Annotated in this window: 13 protein-coding genes and 1 pseudogene; 1 reads left to right on the top strand and 13 read right to left on the bottom strand. The window is 64.8% G+C overall.

Going from position 1 to position 14,992, the window contains the following annotated elements; genetic code table 11:
• Positions 1-6 precede the first annotated feature (6 nt).
• From E8E75_RS12900 to E8E75_RS12875, 6 genes and pseudogenes are all read right to left on the bottom strand, one after another.
• Positions 7-378, bottom strand: a complete 372-nt coding sequence (locus tag E8E75_RS12900) for an ethanolamine utilization protein EutQ (protein ID WP_280359082.1) — start codon at positions 376-378, stop codon at positions 7-9.
• Positions 375-1,703 (bottom strand): FAD-dependent oxidoreductase, encoded by a 1,329-nt coding sequence (locus E8E75_RS12895; protein ID WP_280359080.1) that lies wholly within the window; start codon positions 1,701-1,703, stop codon positions 375-377. Before E8E75_RS12895 ends, E8E75_RS12900 begins: the two co-directional genes overlap by 4 nt.
• A gap of 10 nt (positions 1,704-1,713) precedes the next feature.
• The gene (locus E8E75_RS12890; RefSeq protein WP_280359141.1) at positions 1,714-2,949 is read right to left on the bottom strand and encodes an FAD-dependent oxidoreductase; all 1,236 of its coding nucleotides are present in this window, start codon (positions 2,947-2,949) and stop codon (positions 1,714-1,716) included.
• Positions 2,938-3,099 (bottom strand): annotated as a pseudogene (locus E8E75_RS12885) (rubredoxin); the annotation flags it as partial. The gene E8E75_RS12890 and the pseudogene E8E75_RS12885, both read right to left, overlap by 12 nt.
• A 13-nt stretch (positions 3,100-3,112) precedes the next feature.
• Positions 3,113-4,558 carry an aldehyde dehydrogenase family protein gene (locus tag E8E75_RS12880; RefSeq protein ID WP_280359079.1) on the bottom strand — a complete coding sequence of 482 codons (1,446 nt, stop codon included), beginning with the start codon at positions 4,556-4,558 and terminating at the stop codon, positions 3,113-3,115.
• Between the two features lie 10 nt (positions 4,559-4,568).
• Positions 4,569-5,756, bottom strand: coding sequence for an aromatic ring-hydroxylating dioxygenase subunit alpha (locus E8E75_RS12875; protein ID WP_280349390.1), 1,188 nt, complete (start codon positions 5,754-5,756; stop codon positions 4,569-4,571).
• Between the two features lie 407 nt (positions 5,757-6,163).
• Between E8E75_RS12875 and E8E75_RS12870 the strand changes: the two genes are divergently transcribed.
• Positions 6,164-7,870, top strand: a complete 1,707-nt coding sequence (locus tag E8E75_RS12870; RefSeq protein ID WP_280359077.1) for a BCCT family transporter — start codon at positions 6,164-6,166, stop codon at positions 7,868-7,870.
• Positions 7,871-8,031: 161 nt separating this feature from the next.
• On the opposite strand, the gene E8E75_RS12865 is transcribed toward E8E75_RS12870, so the two are convergent.
• The 7 genes from E8E75_RS12865 to E8E75_RS12835 form a co-directional block, all read right to left on the bottom strand.
• A complete protein-coding gene (locus tag E8E75_RS12865; RefSeq protein WP_280359076.1) occupies positions 8,032-8,940 on the bottom strand; it encodes a LysR substrate-binding domain-containing protein in 909 nt (302 codons plus the stop codon).
• 249 nt (positions 8,941-9,189) lie between these two features.
• Positions 9,190-10,350, bottom strand: a complete 1,161-nt coding sequence (locus E8E75_RS12860) for an IS30 family transposase (RefSeq protein ID WP_280359074.1) — start codon at positions 10,348-10,350, stop codon at positions 9,190-9,192.
• Between the two features lie 280 nt (positions 10,351-10,630).
• On the bottom strand, positions 10,631-11,068 hold the full coding sequence (locus tag E8E75_RS12855) for a heme-binding protein (protein ID WP_280359072.1): 438 nt from the start codon (positions 11,066-11,068) through the stop codon (positions 10,631-10,633).
• Positions 11,069-11,073: 5 nt separating this feature from the next.
• Complete coding sequence (locus tag E8E75_RS12850; protein ID WP_280359070.1) at positions 11,074-12,435, bottom strand: amidohydrolase family protein; 1,362 nt, start codon at positions 12,433-12,435, stop codon at positions 11,074-11,076.
• A 109-nt stretch (positions 12,436-12,544) separates the two neighbouring features.
• Complete coding sequence (locus E8E75_RS12845) at positions 12,545-13,468, bottom strand: LysR family transcriptional regulator (RefSeq protein ID WP_280359069.1); 924 nt, start codon at positions 13,466-13,468, stop codon at positions 12,545-12,547.
• A complete protein-coding gene (locus E8E75_RS12840; protein WP_077522278.1) occupies positions 13,444-13,869 on the bottom strand; it encodes a Rieske (2Fe-2S) protein in 426 nt (141 codons plus the stop codon). The genes E8E75_RS12845 and E8E75_RS12840 overlap by 25 nt, the downstream gene beginning before the upstream one ends.
• 58 nt (positions 13,870-13,927) lie before the next feature.
• On the bottom strand, positions 13,928-14,989 hold the full coding sequence (locus tag E8E75_RS12835; protein ID WP_280359066.1) for an aromatic ring-hydroxylating dioxygenase subunit alpha: 1,062 nt from the start codon (positions 14,987-14,989) through the stop codon (positions 13,928-13,930).
• Positions 14,990-14,992: the final 3 nt, after the last annotated feature.

Raw genomic sequence — 14,992 nt, 5'->3', positions numbered from 1 at the left:
CAGTTGTCAGGCGAGCCCATGGCGCTGCTTCCAGTCGCCCGGATGAACGACGTAGCCGAATAACGCATGGCCTCCGTAGACGAGATCGGTCCCTTCGGGGATCCACAGCAGTTGCCCCGGTTCCACCCGATACAGCTCGCCATTGGCCCTCAGCTCGAAACAACCTTCGATGACGAAGATCACCTCGTCGTACAGCAGCGTCCATGCGACTTCGGCGCCCTCCCACCGTGCGAAGCCGATACCCAGGTTGGGCGAGACTTCGTTGGTGATCGCGCGGGCCACGCTGGCGCCGCCAGGTGGCCCTCCACGATGGACGAAGTCCAGGTTCCGATGGTCGACAAGGAGCACCGGCCCCTTGCCACCCGGCGCTATCGTCATAGCTCGCTCCTGCTGTTCCAGGCCGCCCAGCGGATGCGTGTACGCACCCCCAACCCGAGGAAAGGCTCCGGAGGATTGAGCGAGGGCATGCCGGTCACTGCCTGGATGTCGCTGAGCAACGAGGACTCCGCACCTAACACCCGGTCGGCCAGCAGCGTTCCGGAAATGGTGCCCCAGGCGGCGCCGACGCCGTTGTCGCAAGCCGTGGCGAATACCCCATCGTCCAGTTGGCCGAAGAAGTTGGTGAAGTTCCGCGAGATGGCGTAGGCCCCGCCCCAGGTGTGGGTGAACGGCACGCCGGCGAGCTGCGGATAGCGTGCGAGGAAGGCCTTGCGATGATCGTCGCGGATCTTCGCGCGGGTTCCTTCGCCGACGCTGTTCCCGTAACGCGGCACGTGCTTGTAGGTGTTGCGGATGATCAGGCGACGATCCTGGGTCATCCGCACCGTGGTGCCGGCATGGTCGGCCGGCGTCAGGCCCCAATCGGCCTGGATGCCGATGGCGCGCACTTCCTCATCGGTCAGCGGGCGTGTCCAGCTGGCGAACGTCATGACCGGCAGCAGGCGGTTGCGGAGGTAGCCGAACTCCTGAGTGAAGATACTGGTGCCCAGCAGAACGCTCGGACTACGGATCGACCCATCCTTGCCATGGAGTACCCAGTGCCCGTCGGCTTCCTTCTCCAGGCGCTGGATGGGCGACTCCTCGAGCACCTCGACATTCTCCGGTAGCGACGCGCCGAGTCCGCGCACCAGGGCGGCCGGCTGCATCAAGTAGCAGCCGGGAGTGAAGATGGCGCGGCTGTAGTAGTGGCTTCCCAGCACGCCGGCCAACTCGTCGCGCTCCACCAGACGGTAGGGCTCGCCGAGGTCGGCCATCAGCTTCTCGAAATGATCGAGATAGGCGAGTCCGCGCTCGCCCACGGCGCCCTGGTACTTGCCGGCATGGGACCACTGGCAGTCGATGCCATGGCGGTCGATCAGCGTCTGCAGTTGGTCGATGGCGGCACGGTTGAGCCCGAGCAGACGTTGCTTGTGTCGCGGCTCTGGATGTTCCAGCGCGAACTTGTGCGGCAGGTCGATGACGAAGCCCGAGTTGCGGCCGGAGGCGCCGTAACCGATGCGCTGGGCATCCACCAGCAGGATGCGGGAATCCGGCAGGTGCTCGGCCAGTCGGCGCGCAGCGGCAAGGCCGGCGAAGCCCGCGCCTATCACCACATGGTCGGCCTTCTGCACGCCGCTCAGGCGTTTGCAGGGAAGCGGTTCGGGCAGGGCGGCATACCAGCCACAGGTGCGATCATCGTGAGGCAGATTAACGATACTGTTCATGGTTCGGCTCTCAAGCCACGTTCTGTGGGATCTCCTGGCAGCTCTGCAGCCAGGCATTGCGTTTCTGTTGTGCCTGACGGCCGAGGAGGACGAAGCCACGCATGGCACCGGACGCGTCATGGTATGCAGCGCTCAGCCCATCGCCGGTCGTCTCGCAGCGCCATTGCCCCTCGCAGTTGACGGGAGGTGGCAGCAGGCAGAGCGGCGCCGCCGGGGTCTTCACCGTCACCGGCATGAGCGGATAGCTGACGTCCGTCGGCTGGCCGACCAGGGTGCGGGCCAACGCGCGGATACCCTCGTTGATCGGCGCGAGATAAGGCAGCAGCTGTCCATCGATCTCGATGCAGTCGCCCAGGGCGTAGATGCCGGGCCTGGAGGTCTGCAACGAGGCATCCACCTTGATGCCGCGCCCACAGTGCAAACCGGCGTCCGCAGCCAGTTGCAGATTCGGTCGCAGACCGACGGCGGAGAGCACCAGGTCCGCCTCGACGACCTCACCGTCGGCCAGGGCCAGACGGTAACCGCCGGCCCCCTGCTCGATGCGCTGCAAGGTCGTGCGCAGGTTCCATTGCACCCCGAGGCCGGACAGCGCCTGTTGCAACTGCTGGCCTGCCGCTTCCGGTAGCAGACGCTCCATCGGCCAGGCGCCCAGGCCAATAACCCGCACCTGGTAGCCACTGCTCGCCAGGTCGTTGGCGAACTCGCAGCCGATCAGGCCATCGCCGAGAATCGCCACCCGGCGCACGCCCTCCAGGCGCTCACGGAATGCCTGGTAGTCCTGCAGATTGTTGACGCTCAGCAGTGCATCGGCGCAGCCCTCGATGGGCAACCGCACGGGTGAGGCACCGCTGGCCAGGACCAGTTGGCCGTAGTCTATTTCACCCAGGCTGGTGTACAGGCGCCTGGCCTCGGTATCGATTCGCTCGACCCTGCAATGGGTGTAGATGCGGATGCCCAGTCGCCGCTCCAGGGTCATCGGGCTCTCCGTCGCCAGGGCCGCCGCGCTGCGGCCCTGCGCCAGCGCAATGGACAGCGCCGGCTTGGAGTAGGTATGCCCGGACTCCTGGGTCAGCACACGGATATCCAGCTGCGGGTTGGCCTTGCGCAACTCCTGGGCCAGGCCGTAACCGGCATGGCCGCTGCCGATGATGACCACCGGCCCGGCAGGCACGACGGCCGCCAGCGGTTGCTTGGCCGCGGCCGGCGGAGCGGCGACGGCGGCGACCGGCTCGCTGATCTCGATCATCTCGAAATCGGACTTGCCGACTTTGCAGTCCGGGCACAGCCAGTCTTCCGGCACATCTTCCCAGCGCGTGCCCGCGGCAATGCCGTCGTCCGGCCAACCAAGGGCCTCGTCATAGATCAGGCCACAGATGATGCAGAGCCATTTCTTCATCGCCGCAACCTCCTCACTCGCCCTTGATCCGCAGTGCCAGGTTCTTGGTGCGGACGTAGCTGTAGAGCGCCTCCTGGCCCTTCTCCCGACCGAAGCCGGACAGCCCCACCCCGCCGAACGGCGTTTCGATGCCGCCGGCATACCATTCGTTGACGAATACCTGGCCGGCCCGCAGGCGCCGGGAGCAACGCAAGGCACGATTGAGGTCCTGGGTGAAGACCCCAGCCACCAGTCCGAACTCGGTGCCGTTGGCGATGGCGATGGCCTCCTCCTCGGTATCGAATGGAATCACCGCGAGGACCGGCCCGAAGACTTCGGCCTGGGCGATCTCCATGTCCGGGCTGACATCGCGGAACACCGTCGGGGCCATGAAGTGCCCGCCAAGGCCGCTGAGCGCCTCGCCGCCGGTGGCGACCACCGCACCTTCTTCCTGGGCGCGCCGGCACAGGGCCTGGATACCGTCGAGCTGGCCGGCGGAGATCACCGGCGTCAGGTCCGGATTGTCCTGGCCGAGGCCGGCTTTCAAGCCCTCGGCCATCGCCGCCACATCAGCCACCACCTCGTCGTAGACCGAGCGATGCACCAGCAGGCGGGACATGGCCGAGCAGACCTGACCGGCGTTGAAGAAGATGCCATTGCGAACACTGGCGAGCAGTTGCTCACGATCGGCATCGGGGAACACCAGCGCAGCCGACTTGCCGCCCAGCTCCATGACACTGGGGATGGCGTGTTCGGCGGCGGCACGCAGGATGCTCTGGCCGGTGCCGACGGAGCCGGTGAAGACGATCTGGTCGACCTCGCGATGCCCCGCCAGATAGGCGCCGACTTCCCGACCGCGGCCACAGATCAGGTTCACCGCGCCGCGCGGCAACCCGGCACGTTCGATGGCCTTCAGCAGGACGCACAAGCCCAGCGGAGAGAGCTCCGGCGACTTGATCACCACCGCGTTGCCGGCGGCGAGCGCCGGTGCCAGGGAGCGGGCGCAGATGGACACGGGGAAGTTCCACGGCACGATCTGCAGCGACACCCCCATGGGGTCGTAGACGGTGAAGTCCATGTAGCCATTGCCGAGGGGAATCGACGTCCCTTCGATCTTGTCGGCCATGCCGGCGTAGTACTCGAAGTAGCGCGCTGCCTCGACGAATTCGTCGCGGGCATCACGCAGGCTCTTGCCGTTCTCCTGGCACAGCACCCAGGCGCCCTCCTCCGTCACGGCGCGAATCTGAGCGGCGACGTTCAGCAGCCAGGCGACCCGTTGCGCCGGGCGCGGCCGGGTCAGCTCGCCGCTGTCGGCGCAGCGGCGCGCGGACTGGATAGCGCGCTCCGCATCCGCCACGGTGGCCTGGGCGATGGTGGCGACCGCTTCCGTGGTGCCGGGATTGTGGACGCTGAGGTGTTGTTCACTGTCGGTCCACTGACCGTCGATGAAGTTCAGCCAGTGCGATGCGATCGAATGCATGGCGATTTCCTCAGGCGCTGTGGGCGTTATCGAGAAGCTGGCGGGCGGCCCACTTGTGGAAGTAGTGGGTCGGCAGATCCATTTCGGGCGAGAACGCACCGCCGTTGTAACCGGGAGAGCTGCGGCCCATCTGCATGCCCTCTACCGAGGCGATGTCCTCGGCGAAGACCACGCGCCAGGACTCCATGACGGCTTTGCGCGCCATGTCGAAGCGGCTGTCGAGGGCCTCGTCGCCGACATAGAAGAGACGCAGGTGCTCGACGGTCTTACCGGGCGCGATCGGCTCCAGCATCATGGCGAAGGCGTGATCCGCCTGGATGCCCAGCAGGACGTTGGGGAAGAAGGCGACGTACTCCGCCGTGCGCAGGCGGTCGGTCGGCCAGGAGGGGAAGATCGGCAGGTGGGTGCCGGCGACATCGGACAGGTTGTAGGCGTGGCTGCCCTGGCCGGCGAACTGGTCGAACATGATGTTGTAGTGGTCTTCCAGGCGCGAGTAGCTGTTCAGGCTCGGGTGTACCCACGGCAGGTGGTAGGCCTCGCAGTAGTTCTCCACCGCCAGCTTCCAGTTGCAGTTGACCTCGATGCTCATGGCACCGCTGTTGGCCTCGCGACGCAGCAGGCCCATGCCGTCGGTGCCGAGGAACTGGGTCCAGCGCTCGGTCAGCGGCGCGAGCTGCTCTTCCAGGTCCGGCGCATCGGCGGACAGGTTGATGAACACCATGTCCATCCAGATCGCGCTGCGCAGGGCCTTCAGGCCGTGCTTTTCGCAGGCGAAGCGTTCGTCCTTGTGCTGGTTGATCCCGCCGACGTGCGGCGTGCCTTTCAGGCCACCGTTCAGGTCATAGGTCCAGGAGTGGTAGGGGCAGCGGATCACGCCCTGCACTTCGCCCGCCTGTTGCACCAACTTCACGCCGCGATGGCTGCAGACGTTGTGGAAGACCTGAACCACACCTTCTCGGTTGCGCATCATCAGCAGCGGCAGGCCCATGAAGTCCACCGGCTTCACATAGCTGTTCTTCGGCAGGTCGCTGGCAAAACCAATGCAGGCCCAGTTGCGGCCGAGCACATGGTCCCGCTCCAGTTCGAAGTAGCGCTGCTCGGTGTAGAACTCGTTGGTCAGGCCGTGCGCCTGATGGATGGGAGCCAGGACGGTTTCCAGGGCATGGGTCGGAATAAGGCAGGGAGCAGTCGAAGTCATTGTTGTTCTCTCTTGCTAGCACGGAAGGAAATGCGCAGCCGATGGGCCTGCTGCATGGCGGCGAGTTTCGGCAAGAGACGGAGCAGTCGACAAACGATATTTTTTGGCTGATTAATTACTTTTGCTCATTAATTAGAAAACCTCAATATCAAACAAAGCCCACATATTCAGTGGCTTGTAAGCAGTCATAGCGGGCAATCCTATTAATGATTACTGGTAATAAGTTGATGAGGAGAAATGAGTTGTCCGTGTGAAAGGCTTCCCCCATTTTGATGCCACTTCTCGGATCTCGAATGATTCGAGAACGCCCTGAGCTGGAGCGGTGGCCACAGGCAAAAGCCGGTGGCAAACCCCGCTTCAACGAGCAAAGCCCTCAAACCCTTGAACAAAAATAAAAGGGGACAAACATGCGTGCAGAGTCCGGCCCTCTCAAAGGCCTAAACCCGACCGTAACCCTGATCTCGATAGCAACCGTGGTGCTATTCGTACTGTTCTGCGCGTTCATGGACGAGCAAGCGGCCGAAGCCTTCGAATCGGCGTCAACCTTCATCCTGAACAACTTCAAGTGGTATTACCTGGCACTGGTGAGCGGTGCCCTCGGCCTCCTGATCTGGATCTCCATCAGCCGTTTCGGAATCTTGAAACTCGGTGCCCACGACGACGAACCAGAGTTCAGCTTCGGTTCCTGGATCGCCATGCTCTTCAGCGCCGGGATGGGCATCGGCCTGATCTTCTGGTCCGTCGCCGAGCCAATGCTGCACTACGCCGACAACCCCTTTTCCAAGGGGCTGACAGATGAAGCCGCGAGCATGGCCATGCGGATAACCCTGTTCCATTGGGGCCTGCACCCCTGGGCGATCTTCTCCCTGATCGGCCTGAGCCTGGCCTACTTCGCCTATCGCAAGGGTTTGCCCCTGGCGCTGCGCTCCCTGCTGTATCCCCTCATCGGCGACCGCATCTACGGCTGGATCGGCCATGTCGTGGACATCATGGGCGTCGCCATCACGGCGTTCGGCGTGTCCCAGTCCCTCGGCCTGGGTGTGGCGCAAATCAATACCGGGCTTCACCTGGTGTTCGGCTTGCCCATCAGCACCGTGCTCCAGCTGTCCATCATCCTGGGGGTCACCATCATCGCGTCCGTCTCCCTCCTCGCGGGCCTGTCGAAAGGGATGAAGCGAATTTCAACGCTCAACATGTACATCTCCTTCGTACTGATGCTGATCGTCCTCGCCCTCGGACCGACCCGTTACATCCTCAATCTCATGTTCGAATCCACCGGGGACTATGTGCAGAACCTGGTCGGTCTGAGCCTCTGGATGGACACCCAGAAAGACACCGAATGGCAGAACTGGTGGACCGCCTTCTACTGGCCGTGGTGGATGACCTGGGGGCCGTTCGTGGGCCTGTTCATCGCGCGGATTTCCAAAGGACGCACCATTCGGGAGCTCATCGTCGGCGCCCTGGTAGTGCCCACGCTGGTGACGATTCTCTGGATGTCGGTCTTCGGCGGAGCGGCACTCAAGCAGGAACAAACCGAGCGCCAGCAGTACGAGAAATCGGCCGCAAGCACTGAGCTCGTGCAGGAACAGGCGAAGTTCGAAGGGGGCTCCGTGCTCCTGGCGACCAAGAAGGAAGCGACGGCGGCCATGTTCACCTTGCTGGAGAAGCTGGACGGCCCGGTGGTCGGTGGCGCGCTCTCCATACTCGTGTGCCTGCTTCTGGCCGTGCACTTCGTCACCACCGCCGATGCGGGCACTCAGGTGCTCTGCACCCTGAACGCGCTGGGAAGCACCAACCCGCCCAACTGGATCAGGCTGCTCTGGTGCATTCTCGAAGGCGCCGTTGCCGCCGGACTGCTCCTGGCGGGCGGGCTCAAGGCCATCCAGATGGCGAGCATCGTGGTCGGCCTGCCAATCGCAATCCTGATGATGGTAATGAGCTACACCCTGGTTCGCAGCCTGCGCCAGGAGTCGCTCAACGGCCAACACGACCTACCCCCGGGTGGCCGTCTACCGGTTCAGGAACATTCCCAGGAGGGTGTCTCGCAACTTCGCGGACCGGTACTGGGCGGGGCTGTAGCGGCCACTTCATTGACCGCACGAAGAGCCAGCTGACATTGGCAAACCTGTGGCGCCGCTACGGTTGGCTGTACGCGATCAACCGCAAGCGCCACTAGCCACCTGACAGCACCAGGGCCGTCAGCCACAAGCTGACGGCCCTGGTCGTTCCGGCATCCGCAAAGCCGATCCGCGCGCCGCCAGCAGCGACCGTCCCTTCATCCCTGCACCGAGGGGAGCCCCATGAGCCAGTCGCGGAACAGCTTCACGCTGTGTCGTGGCCCACGGGTATTGAGCGGTTCCAGCAAGCAGAACTTGGCGTCTGTCTGCAGCACCAGATCGTTCGGCCGTACCAGCGCGCCGGTGCTCAACGGTTCATCCACCAGCCGGTTCCAGGCGAGCGCCACACCCTGGCCGCTAGCGGCTGACTGGATCAGCATGCTGTAGCTGTTGATATTGACCCGATGCTTCGGAATGACCGGCTCATGCCCCAGGCGCTTGAACCACTCAGGCCAGCCGATCCAGTCGCGCTGCGAGTCCTCAAGCCATAGCCAGGTGCAGGAAGACAGCCCTTCGATGGATGAGAGCTGGGGGTTCTTCGCCAGGTAGGCCGGGCTGCAGACCAGATAGATCTCTTCCGAGAAAAGCGGCGTGACCTCCATGTCCTTGGGCGGCGTGCTGCAGTAGTAGAGCGCCAGATCGCAATCTAGCCGGGCGTAGTCCTTCACATGATCGAGCGCGATGATGCGCAGGTCGATCTCCTCGTGCTGACTTTGAAACTCCGCAACCTTGGGCAAGAGCCAGAGCGATGCCATGGCCGTGCTGGTGGCCACCGTCACTTGCTGGTCCCCTCGCCATTGCCGGATTTCACCTGTGGAGCGGGCCAGGTGAAGCAGGCAGTCACGTACCGTCTCGTGGTACTGGGTACCTGTCGGCGTCAACGCGATGCTTCGGGTGGTCCTCTCGAACAGCGTCTTGCCGAGATAATCCTCCAGCAAGCGGATCTGGCGACTGATCGCCCCCTGGGTGACGTTCAGTTCCTTGGCGGCATGGGTAAAACTCAAATGACGGGCAGCGGACTCAAAGGCAAGCAGGCTGTTGAGAGGCGGAAGAGGCTGGATTTTCACGGCGTTTACGACCACTCATTCTTATTCTGTTGAGTTGCATCATTTTAGTGGTCTGAAGCCGGTTACGGTGCAAAGCGACACCGAGCTACTTCCATTTTTTATGCGTACCCGTGTCTGCACGAGGTGCAGACGGCCACGGGTCGGATCTCAACCACAAGATCGGCCGCGGGCACTTGCGAAGGTCCTCTTCCGACCGGAAGCGAACGTTGGCGAATGGGTGCTACTGACGGGCAGTTTCCGGCTGCGGATTCAATTGGTCGACGCAACGGATTGGCTAAAGCATTCAGCGGGCGTTGCGTAGTCGAGCGTCTTCCGGGGACGCTCATTTAGCTGCCGCGCTACGTCATCGAGTTTGTCTTGCGAGTAGACGGAGAGGTCGATGCCCTTCGGGAAGTACTGCCGCAATAGCCCGTTGGTATTCTCATTTGTGCCGCGCTGCCAGGGGGTCTGTGGATCACAGAAGTAGACCTTGATATCCGTCGCCACGGTGAAGCGCTTGTGATCGGCCAACTCCTTACCTCGATCCCAGGTCAGGGATCGGTAGAGTTCCTGCGGCAGTTTCTGGGCGTTGTCGATCAACGCATTCACCACCGTCTCGGTATCCTTGCTGGGCACTTTCACCAGCATCACGTAACGGCTCTGACGCTCGACCAGCGTGGCAATCTGGCTGTTCTTGCTGCCACACAGCAGATCACCTTCCCAGTGCCCAGGGACGGCACGGTCGTCCACTTCAGCCGGGCGTTTGCTGATGGAAATGGTGTCGCTGATGCGGCCGTGATTGGCCGTTTTCTGGGTGTGATGCCGCGAGCGACGCATGGCTCGTGTCCGTCGCAAATGCTCCAGCAACTCTTTCTTCAGTGCGCCGCGAGCCTGGATGAAAAGGCTGCGATAGATCGTCTCGTGTGACACCTGATAGCTCGTATTGGCTGGGTAAGTGCGCTGCAGCCACCCGGCTATTTGTTCCGGTGACCACTGCAACTGGAGCCGCTCCGCCACAATCTGCGCCAACCCCGGGACCTGGACAAGCTTGCAGACTTTCGGGCGACGCGCCCGATCCCAGGCGGCCTGATCGGCCTGGTTGGCGCGATAGCAGCCCGAACCGCCGTTGCGAGTGATCTCACGGCTGATGGTGGACGGGGCTCGCCCCAGCTGCAGGGCGATCAGGCGAATCGAGTGCCCGGCGGCAAGTGCTCGGGAGATCTCTTCGCGCTCAGCCAGCGTCAATGCCCGCCGGGAGCGTCTGCGGATAGCCGGGCGTATCCCGCCAGTTTCCGCCAGTATGCGTTGGACCGAGGAGTGGTTCCGGTCGAACAGCTGCGCAATCTGCTGGAGCGAGTCGCCTTGCTTCCAGCGATCCCACATCAATGCCTTCTGGCTCTCGGTGTAATGGATCCGGGGTCTTTGCTGCATCTGCAACACTCCTCCTGGCTACCCAGAATCTAGTGTGTTGCATCCACCGGTTGAGTCCACAACCAATAGCTGCCATTCGGGACTGGCTGATTCCGGCGAGAATCGCTCCTCCCCACCTGAGGCCTCTCGTCCGGCATACACCCCCCAAATTAGTGCCTGGCGTCGAAGCGCTGTGCCCACCTTTACTCGCGGCTATGCTCGACCAGCAGATCAACGAACACGCGCGTCTTGGCAGGCCATAGCGTCAGTCTCGCTGGAGTCGTACAGCTAGGCAGGCAGATCAGGACTCGCCGGTATCCGGCACCAGGTGCGCCGCCAGCACGCCGGCGATGGCGCAGCGTTCGTCGTTGTCGGAGGTGTCGCCGCTGATGCCGATGGCGCCGAGGATCTCGCCGCCGCCATTGCGCACCAGCACGCCCCCCGGCACCGGCAGCATCTGCCCACCGGCCAGGTCGCTCAGGGCGTTGAAGAAGGCCGGCATCGCCGCCGCGCGGCGCGCCAGTTCGCGGCCGCCGAAGCCCATGCCGAGCACCGACGCCGCCTTGCCGCTGGCGATCTGCGGCCGCAGCAGGCTGGCGCGCTCGTCGCGCTTGAGCGCCAGCGGCTGCCCGCCGGAATCCAGCACTGCCACGCACAGGGGCTGCAGGGCCAGCCGTCGGCCTTCGGCGAGGGCAGCATCGACCATCAGCGAGGCCAGTTCCAGAGTGAGTCTGCGCATGCCGGTCACCCCCGCGCCGGGACGGGACGCTTGCCAGCCGCCACCGCACGCTGCCGGGTATGCAGTTCGGCCCATTTGACGGTGTTGAAGTCGCTCACCTTGTAGGGGTCGTAGCCCGGCACCTGGGGCTCCATACGCCGCCCGCCGAGGTAGACGCCGCGAATGCGCTCGCGCTCCTGCAGGATCGCGACGTTCTCCAGGGGCGAGCCGTCGACACGGATGAAGTCAGCCCGCCGCCCCACCTCGATGGCGCCCACCGGCTGCGTGGCCGGCAGCATGCGTGCCGAGACCGAGGTGGCGGCGCGCAGCGCCTCGGCTGGGGTGAAGCCCAGCCAGTCGACCAGTATCTCGATCTCCCGCGCATGCCATTCGCCGTAAGGCGTGATGGCGAAGCCACTGTCGCTGCCGGTCATGAAGGGCACGCCGGCCTCCCGTGCGCGGCGCAGGTTGCGACAGCCGACCTCGATCGCCCGTTGCTGCATCGCCGCGTATCCGCTGCGGGTGGAGGGCTCGTAGTCTTCGGCGAACTCGACGTTGTTGGCCAGCATGGTGAAGGTGGGCGCCAGGTGGCTGCCAGATTCGAGCATCGCCTCGATGCAGGAGTCGTCGAGGAAGAACGCGTGGAAGATCACGTCTACCCCGGCGCGGGCGGCGTAGAGCACCGCTTCGCGGCCGTAGGCGTGCACCGCCACCTTCTTGCCGAGGCGATGCGCCTCCTCGACCATTGCGCGGGTCTCCGCCTCCGTGAAGGCGGCGATGTGTTCGCCATTGGCCCGGCGTTGGGTGCCGTCCATGGCGATCTTGATGAGGTCGACGCCATCCTTGGCCTGGCGGCGGATTTCGGCGATCTGCTCGTCACGGGTGGCGCACAATCGCCCGGTGAAGTATTCCGGCGTGCCGACCCAGCTCGGGAACCAGTCGTTGAGGCTCTGGCGGTTGGCGATCACGTTGCTGCTGGCGGCGATGCGCGGGCCAGCGAACAGGCCGGCGTTGATGGCGTCGCGCACCGCGATGCTGCACTGGCCGGCGTCCCCGGGCACCACCACCGAGGTGTAGCCGGCGGCTAGCACGTGCTGGGCGAAGAACAGGCCGCGCAAGGCGCGGAATTCCGCGGAGACGTGGAGGTCGATGTCCTCCTCGCTCTTGGCGTTGCCGAACACTAGGTGGGTGTGGACATCCACGAGGCCGGGCATGACGAAGTGCTCGCCGGTGTCGATCAGGGTTTCACCCGGCAGCGGCTGCGGGGCACTCACGCGGGGGCCGACATGGCTGAACAGGCCGTCTTCGATGATCAGCGCCTGATCGTGGCGGGCCTGGTCTTCCAGGCCGGTGAACAGGGTCTTGCAGTGGACGTGTAGTCTGGGCATTGCGGTGTGGCCTCTTGTTGTCGTGCCATCACGCTACCCAGTGCCCCTGGAGTGCGGGAAGTGAAGTTTGCTGCTGGCCGGGCATGAAGGAAATTGATGGCCGCGCCCGTCAGGCGGCCACTTCCGCCAATAGTCCGCGCAGCCAAGCCAGTGCCGGGTCGCCGTCCTGGCAGGCGTGCCACTGCAGCACCTGGCGGGTGGCCGGGAATGCCAGCGGCGGCTCCAGCAGCCGTAGTGGGAAGCGCCGTGCGTAGAGTCGCGCCAGGAGGCTGTGGAGGGTCGCCAGGCACGGGCCACCGACGACAAACTCGGGGATCAGCCCGAACTGTTCGACGGCCACCGCGACGCGCCGGTCCAGGCCCTGGCTGGCGAGGAATTCCGCCTCCATGCTGCCCTGGGCGCCGGCTCCCGTCTCGCGCACCACATGGGGCGCCGCCAGGTACAGGTCCAGCGTCAGGCCCTCGGCCAGCGCCGGGTTGTCTGCGCAGGCGATGACGCTGAAGCCATCCTCGAACAGGGACTGTCGCGGATGGCGTTCGGAGCCGTGGGCATGGGGCAGGATCACCAGGTCGCAGTGCCGTTGCTCCAGAGCCTCGTCCACCAGGCCGCCGGCCTCGCCGCCGCGCTGCGGGACCAGACTGAGCAACTGCAGGTCCACCCCGGGCGCCACCTGGGCCAGGCGCTGGCGTAGCGCCGGCAGCAGCACCGCCATTACATAGTCGGAAGCCATAATGCGGAAGCGTCGCCGGGTCTCCCCAGGCTCGAAGCGGACATTGGCGAAGGCGATCCCGCGCGCTGCGTCCAGCACCTGGTGGATGTCCGGCTGCAGGCGCTGCATCAGCGCGGTGGGCAGCATGCGCCCACCCACGAGGACGAACAGCGGATCCTGGAAGTGTTCGCGCAGCCGGCCCAGGGCGGCGCTCACCGCCGACTGGGTCAGGTGCAGGCGGTTGGCCGCCCGGGTGACGTGGCGCTCGAGAAACAACGCATCGAGCACCACCAGCAGGTTCAGGTCGAGACCGTGGAAGCGCACGCCGGCTCCTCCGTATCGGCAAGCCCCTCCAGCCACAGGCCGCCCTCGGCGTCGGTCGTTACCGCAAGGGCCTGCAGCGACTGGCCGAGGCACGGGCCGAGCACGCAGAAGCCGTTGTCGGGACGGAACAGCGCGCCATGGGCGAAGCACACGATGTGCTGTCCATCGCCGGACATGAAGCGGTCCTTGCGGTACTGCATGGCCACGTCCAGGTGCGGGCAGAGGTTGCGGTAGACCCGCACTTGGCCGCGCCAGCGCAGGGCGAGCACGGTGTCACGGCCATGACCCCAGGGGTCGAACCCACGGGCACGGCCCTCCTCCAACTGGTCGTCGTGGCAGAGGTAGTTCAGATCGTCGGGCACGGCCGGTCTCGGAAATGCTGTTGGGGCGCAGGCTGCCATGGCGTGCCGGCCCCAACCAATCGCGAGTGGCGATGCGAGGTATCGCCCGCCGGGATACTCAGGCCTGGACCGCGCGCACGTCGATCCGGGCCGCCTGCTCGTCGGCGATCAGCTTGTCCAGCACACGGCGGGCGCGCACCGCGGCTGCATCGCCGTGCAACAGGACCGGCTTCAGGGACCAGAAATCGGCGTCACCGATCATCCCCTGCTGGGCTTCGAGCATTGGCAGGTCCTCCGTGCTGAACGGCTGGTTGAGGGCGGACACCTGCTCCTCGGCGATGCGCTCACCCAGCTCGCCCATCTCGCGAAGGATGGGGAAGGAGAACCAGTAGTGGGTGGTGGTGTCGGTCTCCGGGGTGAACAGGTGCGGCAGCGGGGTTTCCCGGCCCTCGGCACGCGGCTGCCCGGTAGGCACCGCGCCGGCCAGCAAGAGCATGTTGGCCGGGGCGTCCCAGCGCACGTCGATCCAGCGGTCCACCGGCGTGCCGTGGGCGATGCCCATGGCGCCGTAGAGGAAGTCAGGCATGATCTCGGCGACGGTCTGGCGGTACGACCAGATCGTCTCGCCCTGCTGCTCGACGCGGGTGATGGCCTGGCTGACATCACTGCTGCCGAGGGTGCTCGGGTGCAGGTATTGGATGTGGGACAGGTCGAGGATGTTGTCCGACTCCAGCACGTAGTTGGCCCTCGCATGCAGGTATCGCTTGGCGACGTAGTAGCGGGTCGGGTCCATGCAGCCGAAGTCCGGGATCGATGCCTCGTCCGCCGCCTCCACATCTCCCATCCAGATCCAGATGACGCTGTGTTTCTCCACGACCGGGAAGGCCCGTACCCGCGCCGCCCGGGGGATGGCGCCATCACCATGGGGATTGCGGGTGCAGGCGCCGCTGCCGTCGAACTCCAGTCCGTGGTAGGCGCAGCGCACCTGGCCATCGCACAGCGTGCCCATGGACAGCGGAGCGAAACGGTGCGGGCAACGGTTGTGGATGGCCTGCACCTTGCCGGCCTCGTCGCGGAAGAAGAGCACGGACTCGTTGAGCAGGGTTCGGGCGAACAGTTCGCCGGCCTTGACCTCATCGTCCCAGGCGGCGACGTACCAGGTGTTGTTCAGGAATTTCATCTT

Source organism: Pseudomonas sp. BN606 (assembly GCF_029873115.1).
Taxonomy (GTDB): Bacteria; Pseudomonadota; Gammaproteobacteria; order Pseudomonadales; family Pseudomonadaceae; genus Metapseudomonas.
The sequence above is the reverse complement of the archived record's forward strand: the minus strand, read 5'-3'. Positions and strand labels throughout refer to the sequence as shown.